This window comes from Halomonas sp. HK25 (assembly GCF_047795635.1).
Classification (GTDB): Bacteria; Pseudomonadota; Gammaproteobacteria; order Pseudomonadales; family Halomonadaceae; genus Halomonas.
Genome location: NZ_CP181044.1, coordinates 4,370,075 through 4,385,539, shown reverse-complemented (window position 1 = coordinate 4,385,539; position 15,465 = coordinate 4,370,075). Strand labels below are relative to the sequence as shown.

General features: G+C 61.9%; 11 protein-coding genes and 1 pseudogene. 3 read left to right on the top strand and 9 right to left on the bottom strand.

Annotation, left to right across the window (positions count from 1 at the left end; genetic code table 11):
- Window positions 1-183 precede the first annotated feature (183 nt).
- Window positions 184-1,325: pseudogene (locus ACM26W_RS20670) on the bottom strand (IS3 family transposase).
- 646 nt (window positions 1,326-1,971) lie between these two features.
- Between ACM26W_RS20670 and ACM26W_RS20665 the strand changes: the two are divergent.
- Complete coding sequence (locus ACM26W_RS20665; protein WP_416138827.1) at window positions 1,972-2,481, top strand: hypothetical protein; 510 nt, start codon at window positions 1,972-1,974, stop codon at window positions 2,479-2,481.
- A gap of 234 nt (window positions 2,482-2,715) precedes the next feature.
- Here ACM26W_RS20665 and ACM26W_RS20660 read toward each other — a convergent pair whose 3' ends face one another.
- Window positions 2,716-4,269: a MobA/MobL family protein gene (locus ACM26W_RS20660; RefSeq protein WP_416138826.1), complete on the bottom strand. Its 1,554-nt coding sequence runs from the start codon at window positions 4,267-4,269 to the stop codon at window positions 2,716-2,718.
- A 211-nt stretch (window positions 4,270-4,480) separates the two neighbouring features.
- On the opposite strand from ACM26W_RS20660, the gene ACM26W_RS20655 reads away from it, so the two are divergent.
- Window positions 4,481-4,840: a hypothetical protein gene (locus ACM26W_RS20655; protein ID WP_416138825.1), complete on the top strand. Its 360-nt coding sequence runs from the start codon at window positions 4,481-4,483 to the stop codon at window positions 4,838-4,840.
- A 14-nt stretch (window positions 4,841-4,854) separates the two neighbouring features.
- Here ACM26W_RS20655 and ACM26W_RS20650 read toward each other — a convergent pair whose 3' ends face one another.
- Together ACM26W_RS20650 and ACM26W_RS20645 are read right to left on the bottom strand one after the other, a co-directional pair.
- Complete coding sequence (locus ACM26W_RS20650; protein WP_416138824.1) at window positions 4,855-5,556, bottom strand: M48 family metallopeptidase; 702 nt, start codon at window positions 5,554-5,556, stop codon at window positions 4,855-4,857.
- Window positions 5,553-8,921 carry a type I restriction endonuclease subunit R gene (locus ACM26W_RS20645; protein ID WP_416138823.1) on the bottom strand — a complete coding sequence of 1,123 codons (3,369 nt, stop codon included), beginning with the start codon at window positions 8,919-8,921 and terminating at the stop codon, window positions 5,553-5,555. The genes ACM26W_RS20650 and ACM26W_RS20645 overlap by 4 nt, the downstream gene beginning before the upstream one ends.
- Before the next feature lie 168 nt (window positions 8,922-9,089).
- Between ACM26W_RS20645 and ACM26W_RS20640 the strand changes: the two genes are divergently transcribed.
- Window positions 9,090-9,542: a helix-turn-helix domain-containing protein gene (locus tag ACM26W_RS20640; RefSeq protein ID WP_416138822.1), complete on the top strand. Its 453-nt coding sequence runs from the start codon at window positions 9,090-9,092 to the stop codon at window positions 9,540-9,542.
- Window positions 9,543-9,619: 77 nt separating this feature from the next.
- On the opposite strand, the gene ACM26W_RS20635 is transcribed toward ACM26W_RS20640, so the two are convergent.
- The 5 genes from ACM26W_RS20635 to ACM26W_RS20615 are packed head-to-tail and all read right to left on the bottom strand — an operon-like array spanning window position 9,620 to window position 15,418.
- Window positions 9,620-10,714 (bottom strand): macro domain-containing protein, encoded by a 1,095-nt coding sequence (locus ACM26W_RS20635; protein WP_416138821.1) that lies wholly within the window; start codon window positions 10,712-10,714, stop codon window positions 9,620-9,622.
- Complete coding sequence (locus ACM26W_RS20630) at window positions 10,711-11,367, bottom strand: DUF4433 domain-containing protein (protein WP_416138820.1); 657 nt, start codon at window positions 11,365-11,367, stop codon at window positions 10,711-10,713. Before ACM26W_RS20630 ends, ACM26W_RS20635 begins: the two co-directional genes overlap by 4 nt.
- The gene (locus ACM26W_RS20625; RefSeq protein ID WP_416138819.1) at window positions 11,340-11,639 is read right to left on the bottom strand and encodes a GmrSD restriction endonuclease domain-containing protein; all 300 of its coding nucleotides are present in this window, start codon (window positions 11,637-11,639) and stop codon (window positions 11,340-11,342) included. The genes ACM26W_RS20630 and ACM26W_RS20625 overlap by 28 nt, the downstream gene beginning before the upstream one ends.
- A gap of 49 nt (window positions 11,640-11,688) precedes the next feature.
- The gene (locus ACM26W_RS20620; protein WP_416138818.1) at window positions 11,689-13,002 is read right to left on the bottom strand and encodes a restriction endonuclease subunit S; all 1,314 of its coding nucleotides are present in this window, start codon (window positions 13,000-13,002) and stop codon (window positions 11,689-11,691) included.
- A complete protein-coding gene (locus ACM26W_RS20615) occupies window positions 12,995-15,418 on the bottom strand; it encodes an N-6 DNA methylase (RefSeq protein ID WP_416138817.1) in 2,424 nt (807 codons plus the stop codon). The genes ACM26W_RS20620 and ACM26W_RS20615 overlap by 8 nt, the downstream gene beginning before the upstream one ends.
- Between the last annotated feature and the right edge of the window lie 47 nt (window positions 15,419-15,465).

Genomic DNA, 15,465 nt, shown 5'->3' with positions numbered 1-15,465 from the left:
GGCCAATACAATACCCTATAGAAGCTGCTTAGAAGCCTGAAGGGCGGCTTAGTCCAACAGGCATTTATTCGCCATGCTGCGCACAGCGAATAAATGCTGAACAGTTATGATGCGCTTAGCCCCTAAGCAAACCTCTAATGGGCCACCAAAACCTGTTCTGGTCAAGTCAGAGCGGACACATTTTCAAGCCGCAGCTGCCAACTCAATCTCCCTCGGCGTCTGGTAGCCGAGGGTCGAGTGGAGCCGGCAGCTGTTGTACTCCATCTCGATGTAGTCGATCACATCATGCCGTGCTGCCTGTCGGCTCCCGTATCGCTGGCCGGCCAACCACTCGCTTTTCAGTGAGCCGAAGAAGCGCTCCATGACGGCATTATCCCAGCAGTTCCCCTTCCGGCTCATCGAGGCCTGGAACCCGTGCCGATCCAGCGTGGCGCGGTAATCACGAGATGCGTACTGACTGCCGCGATCGCTGTGATGGAGCAACCCGCTCTCGGGCTGTCGGCGACCTATGGCCATCTCCAGGGCGTCCAGCACCAGCGACGTGCGCATGTGGTCGGCCATCGCCCAGCCCACTAACTGCCGGTCGTGGAGGTCGAGCACCGCCGCCAGATAGAGCCATCCTTCCAGCGTCCAGATCGCGGTAATGTCGGCCACCCATGCCCGGTTCGGTTCCGCCACCATGAACTGGCGGTTCAGCAGATTAGGCGCCACCGGCAGGCTGTGCTCACTGTCGGTGGTATGACGCCAGCGGCGCCGCTGCCGTGCCTCTACGCCGGCTTCCTGCATCAGACTCCGGGCCTGGTAACGGCCGACGTCGTATCCACGGCGTCGCAGTTCTCTGGCCATGCGGCGGCTGCCATAGCTGCCACGCTTCTGGCGATGAATCTCTCTGACCTCGTGTAGGAGGGCCTGGCGCGGTTCATCAGGGCTACGTCGTCGCCAATCATAGAAACCACTCCGGCTGACCTGCATGACCCGACACAACACGGCCACGGGATAGGTGGCCTTCTCCGACTCGATGAACTGGTATCTCAGCTCGACTCTTTGGCGAAGAAGGCCGCCGCCTTTTTTAAAATATCCTTTTCAATCTGAAGCTTACGAACTTCTTCGCGGAGCTTATTGATCTCGGTGTCGCGATCATCCTCCTGCCGCCTCGGGGTGCCGGAAACCTGCTGACGGTGCTTGCGGCACCAGCGGTCCAGCACGCTACGTTCCACGCCCAGGCGCCGGGCGGCCTCAGATACGGAATACCCCTGATCGATTACCAGGCTCACCGCATCCGCCTTGAACTCATCGGAAAACCGACGTCGAGTCTTCTTGGTCATGAACACCTCCATTGCCTCCATTATGAGGCTTATCGGAGTGTCCGCTCCAATTGGACCACTTCAACCTGAATCAAGGGAAATAAGAACAGCACTGTCTGTGCCCAGACCTCCTGATCGCTGCCCTATAGCCTGTGCAGCTCTGGAGGGGGTCACTTCACTGAGCACTTTGTCAAAAACACATGTGCAGGTGTCTGATGGCAAGCTTCTTTCGCGCAATGCTCACTGTGCTGAGCCATATCAGTGACTCGCTGCGAAAAAATGCAATCAAGTGCCACCAAGTGCCGTTAAGCGACGCCAAGTTCAAGAAAGTGCAACCAAGTGCGATAAAGTGTGAGAAAGTGCGATAAAATGCGAGAAAGTGCGCCAAGATGTCGCTATATGTGACAAAAACAAGGCTTGGCTATGGGCTTGTCGCCAACATTTTTACTAAGTGAGAGCCTGCGATCCACTAACCCTAGTCTGTATCAGGGGCTAGTAGCAGCTGCGCTTAGAGCTAAATCTGCTGAGGGGGTATCGGATAAGGGCTGCACCCCTTATGGGAGCTGAACCAAGCAAATTCACGATCCAAGAAGTGCCCCCTGCTGACAGGGAACATGAGAAAATATAGAATTGGGTTCTCATCAAAACCAACACTCGGAAATTTCTTATGTTTTTCGTCATTGAAAGAAAGTATGTCGGACCTAGCAGGCATCAGGAAGGGCATACCGGCTTTCACGCCTTCGAGGTCTCCTCTCAGCCATCTCGCTATGGCTCCAGTGGGGAAGTCTGTATTGACGATCACTGTGGTGAGGAGAATGGCATCGTGACTTATGCGCATGGCGAGCATCCCTCTGCTGAGGCAGCAGAGGCGTGGATCGAGATGTACATGGCCGGTCTTAATCTCGACTTCCAGGAGGATGAGGAGTTGGGCGACGGCGTGATCACACGTTTCTGCGTGGGCCGTTACAGGCCGATCAGCGCGGAAGGGACCCGAAACTGGCTGTACGGCATGGACATGAGCGACATTGAGGCTGACACCACCAACGAGAGAATCGCGGAGATCGTCACGACTATCCAGGAAGGCGCCCGAATAGATGGGGAGGAATTCTGCGAGCCTACCCTCGAAAGGGCCTTCAGGGAGCACCGAAAAATGCTGCGCGACGAGTCGGGCACATGACTTCAAGCAATAAGTGCAACACCTGCTCTGCAGCCCACACCATCGAGGGGGTTTTTTGATGCGCCTACCCTCCACGCAGCTCTAAGCTGCGCGCTGGACAGAGGTGATCCACAACGAATGGCCGGGCAGCATAAGAACAGCTCCTGCTACGACGGCACTGCTACGTAGAACATGCCAGATAGCATAACTAAAAAATTAATCGTTAAAAATCAAATCACTTGTGCAGCCGATTTGCTAGCGATCGATTAAGGGCCTGCCAGTACATGGAGTAATATCCGGGTCGGCAGGAGAAGAGGCAGGCAGCGATTCAGCCAAGCAATGACGTTGAGCGCGCTGCGCAGCTGGGGATAGCTCGCCATGAGCATCTATACCAATCTTGACAAGTTCCTCTTGTAATGCATCCGCAAACCAGTCAGCTGAATTGACCATCGCTTCACGGATGGCAGCTGCACGATCCCCCTGCTCCACCATGCGTAGCAGTCGACGCACTGCCAGTTTTGCTCGCGCCTGGGCATCTCGTGACGGCTCAAGAGCATAGCGCAACGTCAGCCTAGCTGGCGTAGGCGCTGGATACTCGCCATTACGCATTTCTAAGGCAGACTCCGGCTCCTCGGTCGCTAGGCGGGGACCTGATGGTTCGACCTGTTTATTGGCTTCTTGATCATGCTGAATATCCGCCACGGAATGCCAAGCTCGCGATCGCTCCTCTTCCTCAATCTTCTGAGACAGCAGATAACTGCGCTCGATGCTGTCCATCATCCTAGATTCCAGGATGATACGGCCTGAAGCTGGGCAGACACCTGGCTGATTTATACACGCCTCCCACTCGCACTGCTCGATACGCTCCCAACGCCGACGAATGGCCTGCTCTAACACCAGAGCACTGCCACGGATCTGTAAATGGTAGCGTTGCTCGAGGCGCTTCTCAATACGCTCCTGGCGTGCCTGCTCACGCAGCCGTGACACGTCATTGTTTCTTGCCACAATTTCACAGTTCAGTATCGCCTGTTCGCTCAATTTCGGTGTGCCCTCACGACGCATGCGAGCCGCATACCCACCCAGATGAACTGTCGGCACTCGATCCTTACCACGATCCGTATAACTGCGGTGATCGACGCGACAAGCGGGTCCTGCACGCTTCAGTGTGCCGTTTTGCAGTTCTGCCCACCGGCCCCGCTCGCGCTGGGCCAGGTTGAGGATCTTGCGACGTTGACAATGGATCGGGTCGAGCTCCAAACATTTCTTACCCAGAGTGCCATCAAGCTCAACATGGCAGGCACTGAACAACAGATGGCAGTGCCAGTTGCCGTTGTGGCGATGGCCGGTATCAGGGTCGATCATGTGGAACTGTTCAGGATTCAGCTCGAGGTCTTGGTCGCTGACTGGGCGCGGAGCATGAAACGCCGCATCGACGGCAACTCCGTAGCGTCCGGCCAGCTCGCGGGCATAGGTCAGGGCGAGCTCCCACCGCTGCTCATGGTTGAGCTCACGTGGCAGCGATACCTCGACCTCACGGGCCACGACCGCATCCTTCCGCCTGTGGTGTTGCTCAACGCGGTTCCAGAACGCGGCACGCTCCTCGCTGCCGCCACCTGGCAGGCACAGCTCAGATCCCAGCACCCCTTGCTTGTGTCTGTAATCGTGCTCTTTTCCGGTACGTTCATCTACGATACACACCCCCGCACGGTACGCCGCTGCGGCTGTTGCACTGCGTTTTTTTATTCGCTGTATCGCTTTAACATGCAGGTGATAAAGCGCCATTTCGCATGCCTCCCAATCAATTTCCACGAGCTTGATGTCTCGGGGGAGGCTCAGGTCACGCGATCCGAACGACAGATACTCTAAGTGCGCAGATTCACAATTGAGCCTCCCTCTCGCCTCCTGTGAACAGATAAGGGGCACAGAAAGATCTGTACCCCTTATCTGTTGAGAGGGAGGTGATGCCGCCCTTCCCGGACACGGGCTGACATGCCCGTTTTCAATTGACAGGAGGATTCAAATGGCCAAGAGGCGGAGAACCACAGAACAGCAGCTGATGGAGGCGGAGGAACGCCTCAATCAGCTGCGTGAGAAAGCCCGGCGAGAGGAGACCCGCAGGCATACGCTCATCGGCAAAATGGTGTTGGAAAGGGCTAGAGGGTGCGACCGGGAAATGGAGCGATTGATGCGCGAGCTGGACAACTGGTTGCCCAGTGGTGGCCACCCAGATCGCAAGAAGTTCAGCTCACTGGGGCCGGTTCGCGGGCTCTATGGTGCGTCACTGCATCCTGACAACCGTCATCCGGGCTGGGTTTTCAACAGGGAGCTGGCGCCGACTGCACCGAAGGCGGATCGATACGGGAACCCGAAGATCAGGTAAGCGAGATCTTGGAGCTACACCCCCTCCACCTCGATCCCGTGCCGGGCGAGCCAGGCCTTGCGCTGCTCATAGTCCGGCATGGCCCGCTCCATGCGGCGCCAGAAGGCGGGTGTGTGGTGAGGCTCGTGCAGGTGAACCAGCTCGTGGACGACCACGTACTCGGCGATATGGCGGGGCAGCAGGATGGTCTTCCAATGGAAGTAGACTTTGTTGCCCTTGCCGCAGGAGCCCCAGCGATAGCCGAGGTCCTGCACCGTCACCCCGGCGGGCTCCACCCCCAGCCGCCTGGCCTGCTCGTTAACCCTGGCGGTGAGCCAGTCACTGGCGCGAGCGCTGTACCAGCGAACGAAGTGCTCTCGGGCATCAATCAGCGCGTCCTCGCGCAGCTGGAAGCGGCCGGCAGCGAGCTTGAGGGGGGCGTCCTGGGCATCAGGGGGCACGCACTTCAGCCGGTAGCTGCGCCCCAGGTAGAGGAACCCCTCGCCGTTGACGAACTGCTTGCGCGGCAGCCGACTGCGGCGGTCGGCCTTCTCGGCCAGCTTCCGGTAGATCCACAGCCGCTTCTCGAGCACGAAGTCGCGCAGCAGCTGTTCGTCGGTGCCGGTGGGCGCGGCGATCACCAGCTCGCCCTCACGGTCCACGGTGATCTCGAGCGTCTTGCGCCGCGAGCTCTCGCGCACCTCGAAGGTAAGGTCGTCCACCGCGAGCTGCATCATGCGTTCACCAGCTTGTGGTGGTTGCTGCGCGCCAGGTCGAAGAGCCGCTCGGCGGTGGCTTCGGCCTGGTCCATGGGCACCAGGTCGCCCATCATCAGCTGGCTGAACAGGTGCTGCTTGAGGCGCTCCTGGTCCGGGATATGCGAGGGCTTCCAGAAGTCGGGAATGGCGATCTCCTGCTGGATCATCGCCACCACCTCCTCGGTGGCGTCGAGCAGCGTCTGGGCGGTGGCGGAGTCGATGGTCTCAGGCGCCAGGTTGGCGCTGGCCACCAGCTCACGCCAGAAGGGCTCGGCATGGGCGGGCATCTCGGGAATTTCCTCGCCCTCGACGGTGGCGCCGTCGCGCAGCTGCTGGATCAGGGTCTTGAGCGCCTCCACCTGATCGGCCCATAGGCCATCGAGCTGCTGGAGCAGCTCCTCCAGACGCTCGCTGAGGCGGCCGTACTTCACCGGGTCCTCGTCCAGGTGCTTGCGCACGTGGGAGCGCACGGCGTGCTCCATCTCGGAGGCCTTGGCGCGGTCGCCGACCTGGCGGCCGATATGGGTGTCGAACTCGGCGTCGGTAAGCTGCACCGGCGGGATGCGCGGATCGATGCCCAGCGAGATCACGTAGTCGTCGATCAGCTTGCGTACCTTGTTGCCGATGTCGCGGCCGAGCTCCGGGGTGTCCTTGTAGCGGTTGCGGGCCAAGGCGTGGATATAGGCGAGCCGCTTGGCGTCGTTGACGAACTCCAGCCCCTCGGGGCGCGGCAGCACGTCATCCAGGCCGCGGTTGAATTCCTTTAGCTTGACCACGAACTCGGCGCGCACCCGCTCGTCGGCCAGGGCCTGCACCGCCTCCTCGGTGTCGTCCAGGTCGTCCACGCCCTGGCCGCGCAGCACGTCGATGACCCGCAGGTGGCGGTCGCGCAGCAGCGGGATCTCGTCCTTGAGGCTCTGCAGGGTGCCCTCGATGTCCTCCTCGCTGTAGGCGGCCAGCGCCTCCTTGAGGTGGTTGGCCACGCCGAAGTAGTCCACCACGATGCCGTGCGTCTTGCCGTGGCCGGTGCGGTTGACCCGGGCGATGGCCTGCAACAGCTCCGCCTCGCGCAGGGAGCGGTCCAGGTACATCACCCCCTCGATGGGGGCGTCGAAGCCGGTGAGCAGCATGCTCTTGACGATCAGGAAGGCCAGCGGGTCGTGTTTGGTGGAATCCTGGGATGGTGTTCCATCCAGCGGCGGCAGCGGCTTCTTGAAGCGCTTGATGTGGCTCTCGACGGCGGCGCGGTCGCTCCACTTCGCCCAGGTCGGGTCATCATTGTTGCCGATGCTGAACACCACGGCGAACTCCAGGGCGCGCAGCACGTCGCGATAGCGCCAGGCCTGGATCGCCGCCTTGACCCGCAAAGGCCGAGTGAGCAGCTGGGTGTCATCCAGGGCCTTGTCCTCGGGAGAGAGTGCCAGCGCCTCCTCCAGCAGCTCGGTGCGGGCTGCCTCCAGGGCCTCGACGTAGCGCAGTGCCGCCCGGCGGCTGTAGGCCACCAGCTGGGCCTTGTAACCGTTGGGCAGGATGTTCGTGACGTAGTGGCGCAGGATGTCCTGGGCCTTCTCCTGGATCAGCTGCGGCGCCTCGAAGATCTGCCCCTTGGTGGCGTACTTCTTCTTGATCGCCTCGAGTTCTTCCTTGGTGTGGTCGCGGAACAGATCCTCGAACAGGCCGTCGAGACTGGCGCCGTCCTTGATCGCCCCCTTGGCGGTGCGCCCCTCGTAGAGAATCGGCACCGTGGCGCCGTCCTGCTCCGCCTCCTTGATGGTGTAGCGGTCGATGTACTCGCCGAAGATGTCGTGGGTGCGCTTCTTGTCACCCATTATGATGGGCGTGCCGGTGAAGCCGATGCGGGCGGCGTTGGGCAGGGCGCGCATCATGTTGGCGTGCAGGTCGCCAGCCTGGGTGCGGTGGGCCTCGTCCACCAGGATCAGGATGTCCTCGCTGGTATTAAGCACCTCGAAGGGGGCGCTCAGGGTCGGCTTCTTGGGGGCGCCGCCGTTGGAGGCGCCCGGCTCGGCGGCATCGCGGCGGCCGCTATCCAGTCCGCCGTTGGCGTCAGCTTCATCTGGCTCCTCCTCGCTCTCGCCCTCGGCATCCGGATCGCGGTACTTCTGGATGGTGCCGAACACCAGCCCCGGGCCGTCCCGCGCCAGCAGCTTCTTGAGCTGGGCGGTGTTGCCGGCCCGTTCGACCCCCTCGCCGGTGAGCTCGGCGGTGGCCGCCAGCTGGGCTTGGAGGTCCTTGCGGTCGGTGATCACCACCACCTTGAAGCGGCGCAGTGTCGGGTCGGTACGCAGCTTGCGCACCAGGAACACCATGGAGAGGCTCTTACCGCTGCCCTGGGTGTGCCAGACGATACCGCCCCGGCGGTCGGCCTCGCCGTCCTGGCGGCGCGTCTTACCGCTCTTCAGCCGCTCAACGGCCCGGGTCACGCCGCGGAACTGCTGGTAGCGGCACACCAGCTTGATCGTCTGGCCGCCGACGTTCATGAACAGGGTGTAGTGGCGCACGATGTCGAGCAGGTTGGCGTGGGTGAGCATGCCGGCGATCAGGCGCTGCTGGGCGGAGAGGTCCGCCACGCCGAGATCGATGGCCACCTCGGCCTCGCGCATCGGCGCCACTGTCTTCCAGCTCAGGTAGTGGGCGAAGCGGGCGCCGATAGTGCCCACCCGCGCCTCATCGAAGTTACTGGCCACCAGGAACTGGCTGGTGGCGAACAGCGCAGGCGCCCCCTCATGCTCGCCGACCTCGCCCTCCAGGAAGCGCTGGTCGTAGTAGCGGCGCAGCTGATCCACCGCATCGCTGAGTCCCTCCGGCACGCTGCGGCTCTTGCACTCCACCACCACCAGCGGAATGCCGTTGACGAAGAGCGCCAGGTCAGGGATCACGTGACCCTTCCACGAATCGTGGCCCGGCGGGCACTTCACCTTGAACTGGTTGACCACGGTGAAGACGTTGTTGGCCGGCTCCTCCCAGTCGATGTAGCGCAGGGTCTGGCCGCGGCCGCCGTCCCAGCCCTCGAGCCCCTCCACCACCAGGCCGTTGACCAGCAGATCGGTGGCGAGCTGGTTGGCCTCCAGCACTTTGCTGGCCGGCAGGCGGGTGATCGCTGCCACGGCCTGGTCCAGGCGTCGCTCATCGAGCCAAGGCTCACCGTCGCGCAGGTTGATCTTGCGCAGTCGCTGGCGCAGCACGGGCTCCATCACCACCTGGGCGAAGCTCTCGCGGTGGGTGGCACCGGGGTCGTCCAGTGAGCCGGCCAGGCACTCCCAGCCCTGGCCGACCAGCTGGTCGATGAAGGGCTTCTCGACGTCCGTGTACTCGGGACCTGCCATGCCATGGCTCCCTGTATGAATTCACTTCCCTGAGCATACCAGTCCATGGGCCGGTAGCTTGTTTCGGATATTGCGACTTTTGTTTATTTCGAATAGCCTGACAGGTAACGATGCAACACGCGACGGCAGCCAGCCAGCAATAGCCGGGGACTGCCAGGAGGTCATACCATGAACACTAACGCCCGGGAGTCCGTGCCCCACGACGCCGAGCTCACCCGCCTGGCCAGGGCCAGCGCCACCGAACTCAGCCAGCTGCTCCGCGAGCGGCCCGAGAGCGACCGTGCGCATATCAAACTGGATGGGGCGGATCTGGTGCTGCCCCGTCAGGCGCTGGTGCTGCTGCGTGACCTGTTGACCGAGATGGCTCAGGGCAATGCCGTGACCATCCTCCCCACCCATGCCGAGGTTACGACCCAGGAAGCCGCCAACATGCTCAATGTCTCGCGGCCGCATCTGGTCAAGCTGCTGGAGGACGGTGCCCTGCCGTTCAGCCGAGTCGGCACACATCGCCGGATTCGCCTGCAGGACCTGCTAGCCTACAAGCGCCAGCAGGAGGAGGCCTCCGAGGCCGCTCTACAGGAACTGGCCGACCAGGCCCAGGACCTGGATATGGGCTACTGATGCGCTTTGTGATCGTCTATGACGCCTGCGTGCTCGGGACCTGCCAAACCGGGACTCCATGTGCCCGTGTAGGGTAGCTATCTTTCGGCGGCTAGAGATGAAGGGGCGATGGTTTCACCGGTCAGCCGCTCCAGCGCTAGCGCGATAAGGCGATCCGAGAAAAGCCGCAGCTTGCGCTGGCCGGCAATGTCATTGGGCCAGTGCCGTAACCCCCCCTTGATGGCCTCAACGGTCGGTTCGACATGCTCCTGGCTGATCAGCCAGTCCAGCGTCGCCAGAACCTCCATGCCCAGCGGTGACTGGAAGCCGTCGATCAGGGCATCGACCTCCTCAAGCACCTCGGCATAGGGTCTTGCCTCGGCGCTGCGCAGATAGGCACTGAGGCGCTCGCGCCGCGATTCATCGAACCACACCACTTCCTCGGGCGAGGCATCGTTGATGCGCTTCTCGCTATGCAGGTAGCTGCCGTCCAGGCCATTGAGCAGGTGACGCAGCCGGTCGGAGTAAGGGCCATAGCGGTGGGGCTGGAACTGCAGAACGAGAGGGTTCTTCAAACCATGGTCAAGGATACGGCGCTCCATCAGCCAGGCGAGTTTCTGGACCTCCAGCAGCGAGCACTCGATGCCCAGCACCCAGTAGCGGCGGACCAGCTCTGCCATCAGTGCCCGGGCCGGCGTCAGCTTCTCGACGCCTGAGCGCTTGGCGACATTCTGGTACTCGGCGGTGGGCTCGAAGACCAGCACCCGGACATTATCCAGCTCACCTAGCGCGGCCTCTATGCGCGGGCGCACCTTGCCCCATTCAAGCCCCCCGTTGCCGCAGCCCAGCGGCGGCAAGGCGATGGAGCGAATACCCTGCTCGCGGACCACCCGCTTGAGGTCCTCCAGCCCGGACTCGATCCACTCCATGCGCGTTCTGGCACGCCAGTGCTTCTTGGTAGGGAAGTTGATGATCCAGCGAGGCCCCAGCAGGGCATCCCGCTCGGTGACGAACATGCGGCCGGTCACCACCTGCTGCTCATTGCAGGCGGCCTCGTAGGCGGCGAAGTTCTCGGGAAACGCCTCCTTGAACATCAGGGCGATTCCCTTCCCCATCACGCCGACGGTATTCACAGTGTTGACCAGTGCCTCGACGTCGGCCTCGAGGAGGTTGCCACGGGTGTACTCAATCATCGGAAGAACCAGTTGGGTCGTGTCACCACCTTCAGCGGAAGCTGGTGTGCCGCCACCTGCACTTCGACGGTGGCTCGCATCTCGTCAGTATACGTGCCAATGCCCAACAGTGCCGAGGCCGGGAGGTGGTGGTGAATCAGGGCCTCTGCCTGATAGCGCTCGGTCTTCTCAGGGTCCTCCCGGTCCCGACTGAAGTCCTGTGCCTGCAGCAGCGGCCATGGCACGAACTCTTCCAGCTCCTCCAGCCGGCTGCTAAAGCGGGCCATAGGCAGGTAGGCGTGGCGGTCGGTGAAAACAAAGGCCGAACCTATCTCCTGCAAGCGTGGCATTGAGCAGACCAGCACCAGGATGTCTTCCTTGCGCTGAATGTGCACGCCGCGGCCGGTCACGATGTTGAGCAACATGGGCGAAGCTGGCGTGAAGTAGAAGGGGATATAGTCGCTGAGCATGCCACCCGGGAGGATCGGGACGTCTCGTGTTGCCCTGCGCCCTATCAGATCGCGATTCCCAATGGTGACAAAGCCAGGATCCTGCTCTGCTGCCGAGCGGCAATAGAGGCCATGAGCCAGCATCCACGGCAGGTTGTCGCGGTGCGTAATCCGGAAGATCAGCGCCTTCCGAGAATTCAGGCTGCGAGAGAGATCGGTCGCCACTGCTCCTGCTCCTGCTCCTGCTCCTGCTCCTTGGTCACGCTATCTGGGTCGATGCCCTCCACCGGACGCGTCTCGAAGCGCACCTCGCCGCCGGTCTCCATCAGCATCACTGCGCCCACCGGGAAGGAACAGGCGATGCTGACCAGCAGGCTCCTCACGTGGTCGTCATCCCATACCCAGCCGCGCTGGAAGTCGGGGAGCTGGATCTTGCCGGTGGTGATGTCCTTGAGCAGCTCAGGCAGTGAGCGCTTGGTGCTGTCGAAGGTGGTCATAGCGGTTCCCTGTGCGATGTGATCATGATGTTGTTGTGAGAGCCCCGGTCTATGCCGGAGTGGTGGCCTGGGCCTGTTCGAGAAATGGAGTGACGCGGACGCGGCCGGTAAGGAGGCCGTCCATCAGACCTGACTTCTCAAGTCGCATCTTGCTGAGCGCAGTAATCTCCGAGGCAAGACGCTTGTTTATTTCAAGAATGCGGAACTCGATTTCAGACTGCTCATGCCGGGGAGGAACAGGAAGAAAAAGTGAGGCTAGTGTCTCAGACCGTATGGCGGACATAGTTCCACCCTGCTGATCACGACTGAAGTGATTGAGCACCCAAGGCATATAATTAATCTGCAGCATGGCCAGATAAGGCGAATACTTTTCTTGGTCGAGAGTCAGAGCCCATGTGTGTTTGGAGGAAAGCGCATCCCCAATGCCATCGGGGACTAAGCAGCACCGGCCGACTGTGCCCATGATTGTAATCATAATGTCATTTGGGCGGACCGCATACCTCGATAGCTCGGCAAATTTTTCGGGTGTAACGAATCGAGAGAAGTTGGCTGAAAACTCTTCCACTTTGACATTGTCAATTCCGAGAAGGGGCGCGCCTCTCTCCACCAGTTCATCTTTCAGCAACGCGCTTCCGAAGGGGCCCGAACGCATTGCAGGGCTGACAGAAGCCAGTAAATCACCCAGGCAGGCAACGTTCCACTCCCTCGGAATCAACCCCAGCGGCGACTCCTTGTAGAGCTCCGGCGCCTGCTCCGGGCTGGGGCGCAGCTGGCCGTTCTTGTCGATACCGCGGGTCAGCAGGTCGTGGAGCATGCCCTCCTTGACCTTCTCCAGCTTGGCGATCAGCGCCTCGGTCTTCTGGATCTGAGTATCGAGGGTGTCGAGTATCCGAGCGATTAGTTCCTGTTCACCCCGCGGGGGGGTGGGGATTTTTAGGGACTTTACGTCACGAAGAACTAGACGACGCAGGGCGCTTCCAGACATTGCATTGTCATATTGCCTTTTGGCGTCGCCGCTTTTTAAAAACTGGCCGACATACCTGTGGTCGGCTTTCTCGGCAATGCTAATAATTGCAATTGATGACAGTGTGGCAAGCTTCTCCTCTCCGTCCATTACTGCAACTTTTCCTACAGTTCCATCCTTCGACAATAGAACGTCATTTCTTTTTGCAATGCATCCTGAGGCGGCGAGCTTTAAGTAATCTTTCTCGCTAATTCTTGTGCAAGATCCAAGATCAACAGAGCCCCCCTGCATATCCTTTACGTTAGCAATTAACATTCCATGCTCTACCGGAGTCGGGCTGAAGTGAGAGCCATCTGTGATCTTTATCGTCAGCTCAGATAGTGGGATTCTTTCAAACATACCCTAGCCCCTCCAGATACTGCTGCAGCGACTTGGCGGCGGCGTCGCGCTCGGCCTCGATGTCGGCCAGCGTCACCCGGTACTTGTCCCACCAGTTCTCGAAGGCGGCGATCACCTGCTGGCGCTGCTGGCGAATATAGCGCTCGAGGATGCCCTTGAGGTCGTTGTGGAGGATGGTGCCCACCAGCTCGGCGGCGGCGGGCTCGTCCAGGGCGTCCACGGCGGCGTTGAGGTTCTGCTCGAAGCTGGCCACCTTGGCCTTGTGCTGCTTCTTCACCTGGGTGCGCTCGCTCTTCCAGGCCTTGATCTCGGCCGGGGTGGGGGCGTCGTCGTCCTCGCCGTCGCTCGCTTCCGATTCGTCTCCGTCGTCGCCCTCGGGCTTGGCCTCGGCGGCCTTGATCCGGGCGTCGAGCTCCGCCTTGCGGGCGGCAAGCTCCTCGAGCTCGGCGACGTATTCCTCGAGCAGGAAGTGGACCAGGCGGTGGTCGAGAGGGTTGGCCTTGCTCTGCTCATCCTCCAGCAGGCTATTGATGCTGGTGCGCCAGGCGTCCACCACGCCCAAGCAGCCGCGGGCCTGCAGGGTGCGGAACTCGTTCTTGTTGTCAAACCAGAAGCCCGCGATGATCCCGCGCACCGCGAAGCGGTCGAGCATGGCAGTGGGCTCCAGGGCCGCCGTGAAGCTGCCCAGCAGCTCGTCGCGCAGCTTGGTGAGCCGGCCGCCGTTACCGGAGAGGCCGGTGATGCTCTTGCCGTGCTCGGTCCACCAGGTTTCGAAGGCGGCCATCACGCTGGCTTCCCTGGCGGTAAGGCCGTCGTTCGCCTCGATGGCGGGCTTGAGGTCGCGCTTCTCGCTCAGGTGCTCGACGAAGTCCACGTAGTCGGGATCGTTCGCCCGAGGAGTGAAGAGCGCCATGGGGTCGAGGCCCTGGGCGTCGAACAGCGGGCGTCTGGCGTCGATCTCGGCCACCGGCACGCCGCCCTTGAGGTGGGCGCGCACGTCCTGGGGCTCCGGCGGCGGGGTGTTGTCGGCGTAGCGGCGGATGTTGAGGTTGTAGTCGTTGTCGCGCAGCTCCGCGAGGGGCACCACCCGGGCGAAGCCGGGCACCTCCTCGAAGGCCTCATAGGTGCTGGCGATCTTCTCGATGTGCTCGGCCAGCAGGTAGTTCTGGGCGCGGCCCTCGTAATACTCGCGGTCGGCGTTGATGAACAGCACCCGGCCCTGGCGCGCCTCGGGCTTGGCGCCCTTGGCGCGCAGCACCAGGATGCTCGCCGGGATGCCGGTGCCGTAGAAGAGGTTGGGGGCCAGGCCGATCACCGCCTCCACCAGGTCGTCCTCGAGCAGGCCGGCGCGGATGCGCTTCTCGTCGCCGCCGCGGAACAGCACGCCGTGGGGCATGACGGTGGCCAGGCGTCCGTCGGACTTGAGGCAGGCGACCATGTGCTGCAGGAACATCAGGTCGGCCTTCTTGGCCCCCTCCGGCACGCTGCCGTAGTGGAAGCGCTCGGGGTAGTGTTGGCTCGGCGTGTAGCCGATGGAGAAGGGCGGGTTGGTGAGGATGCGGTCGAAGCGGACCAGCTCGCCGCCCTCGACGTGCTGCGGGTCGGTTAGGGTGTCGTCGTTGCGCAGGTCGGCAGAGCCGATGCCGTGCAGCAGCATGTTCATCTTGGCGATGGCCCATACCGAGCCGGAGGCCTCCTGACCGAAGAGGTTGAGCCGGCGCGGGTCGCCGCCCTGCTCCTCCAGGAACTCCTTGGCGTGGATCAGCATACCGCCCGAGCCCATACATGGGTCGTAGACGCTGTGGCCCTCCTGGGGGTCCATCAGCCGCACCATCATGCGAACCACCGGGCGCGGAGTATAGAACTCGCCGCCCTTCTTGCCGGCGGAGTCGGCAAAGTCGCGGATCAGGTACTCGTAGGCGGCGCCCAGCAGGTCGGGGAACTCGAAGTCCTCGTTGCGCAGGCGGTACTCGCTGAAGTGGACGATCAGCTCGCGGAGCTTCTTGTCCGGCAGGGTGGTGGAGCCCACCTTGCGTGTGAAGTCGATATGCTCCAGCACCCCGGCAAGGCTGGGGTTGTGCTCCTCCAGGCCGGCGAGCGCCTTGTTGAGGGCACTGCCCACGCCTTGGTGGGCCTCCTTGAGCAGGTACGACCAGCGCGCCTGCTGGGGCACGAAGAAGGTGGCCTTGTACCAGCTCGGCATCTCGATGACGTTGATGATGTCGATCTCGCCCTTGCCGGCCTGCCTGAGCTGCTCGCGCACCTCCTCCTGGCGCTGCTCGAAGACGTCCGAGCAGCGCTTCAGGAAGAGCATGCCGAAGATGTACTCCTTGAACTCCGAGGCGTCCATGCGCCCGCGCAGGATATCGGCCGCCCTGAACAGGTGCCGTTCCAGCTGGTTGAGGGTGAGGATCATGTAGAGCGGTTCCCTTTGCGATGAGCCGGCCGCCTCGGGCGGCCGTG

Bases quoted from the DNA above. Each gene is read 5' to 3' on its own strand.
- ACM26W_RS20665 (WP_416138827.1), top strand. From the start codon at position 1,972: ATGTTTTTCGTCATTGAAAGAAAGTATGTCGGACCTAGCAGGCATCAG.
- ACM26W_RS20645 (WP_416138823.1), bottom strand. From the start codon at position 8,921: ATGGCAGGTCCCGAGTACACGGACGTCGAGAAGCCCTTCATCGACCAG.
- ACM26W_RS20620 (WP_416138818.1), bottom strand. From the start codon at position 13,002: ATGTTTGAAAGAATCCCACTATCTGAGCTGACGATAAAGATCACAGAT.
- ACM26W_RS20650 (WP_416138824.1), bottom strand. From the start codon at position 5,556: ATGATGCAGCTCGCGGTGGACGACCTTACCTTCGAGGTGCGCGAGAGC.
- ACM26W_RS20640 (WP_416138822.1), top strand. From the start codon at position 9,090: ATGAACACTAACGCCCGGGAGTCCGTGCCCCACGACGCCGAGCTCACC.
- ACM26W_RS20615 (WP_416138817.1), bottom strand. From the start codon at position 15,418: ATGATCCTCACCCTCAACCAGCTGGAACGGCACCTGTTCAGGGCGGCC.
- ACM26W_RS20655 (WP_416138825.1), top strand. From the start codon at position 4,481: ATGGCCAAGAGGCGGAGAACCACAGAACAGCAGCTGATGGAGGCGGAG.
- ACM26W_RS20625 (WP_416138819.1), bottom strand. From the start codon at position 11,639: ATGACCACCTTCGACAGCACCAAGCGCTCACTGCCTGAGCTGCTCAAG.
- ACM26W_RS20635 (WP_416138821.1), bottom strand. From the start codon at position 10,714: ATGATTGAGTACACCCGTGGCAACCTCCTCGAGGCCGACGTCGAGGCA.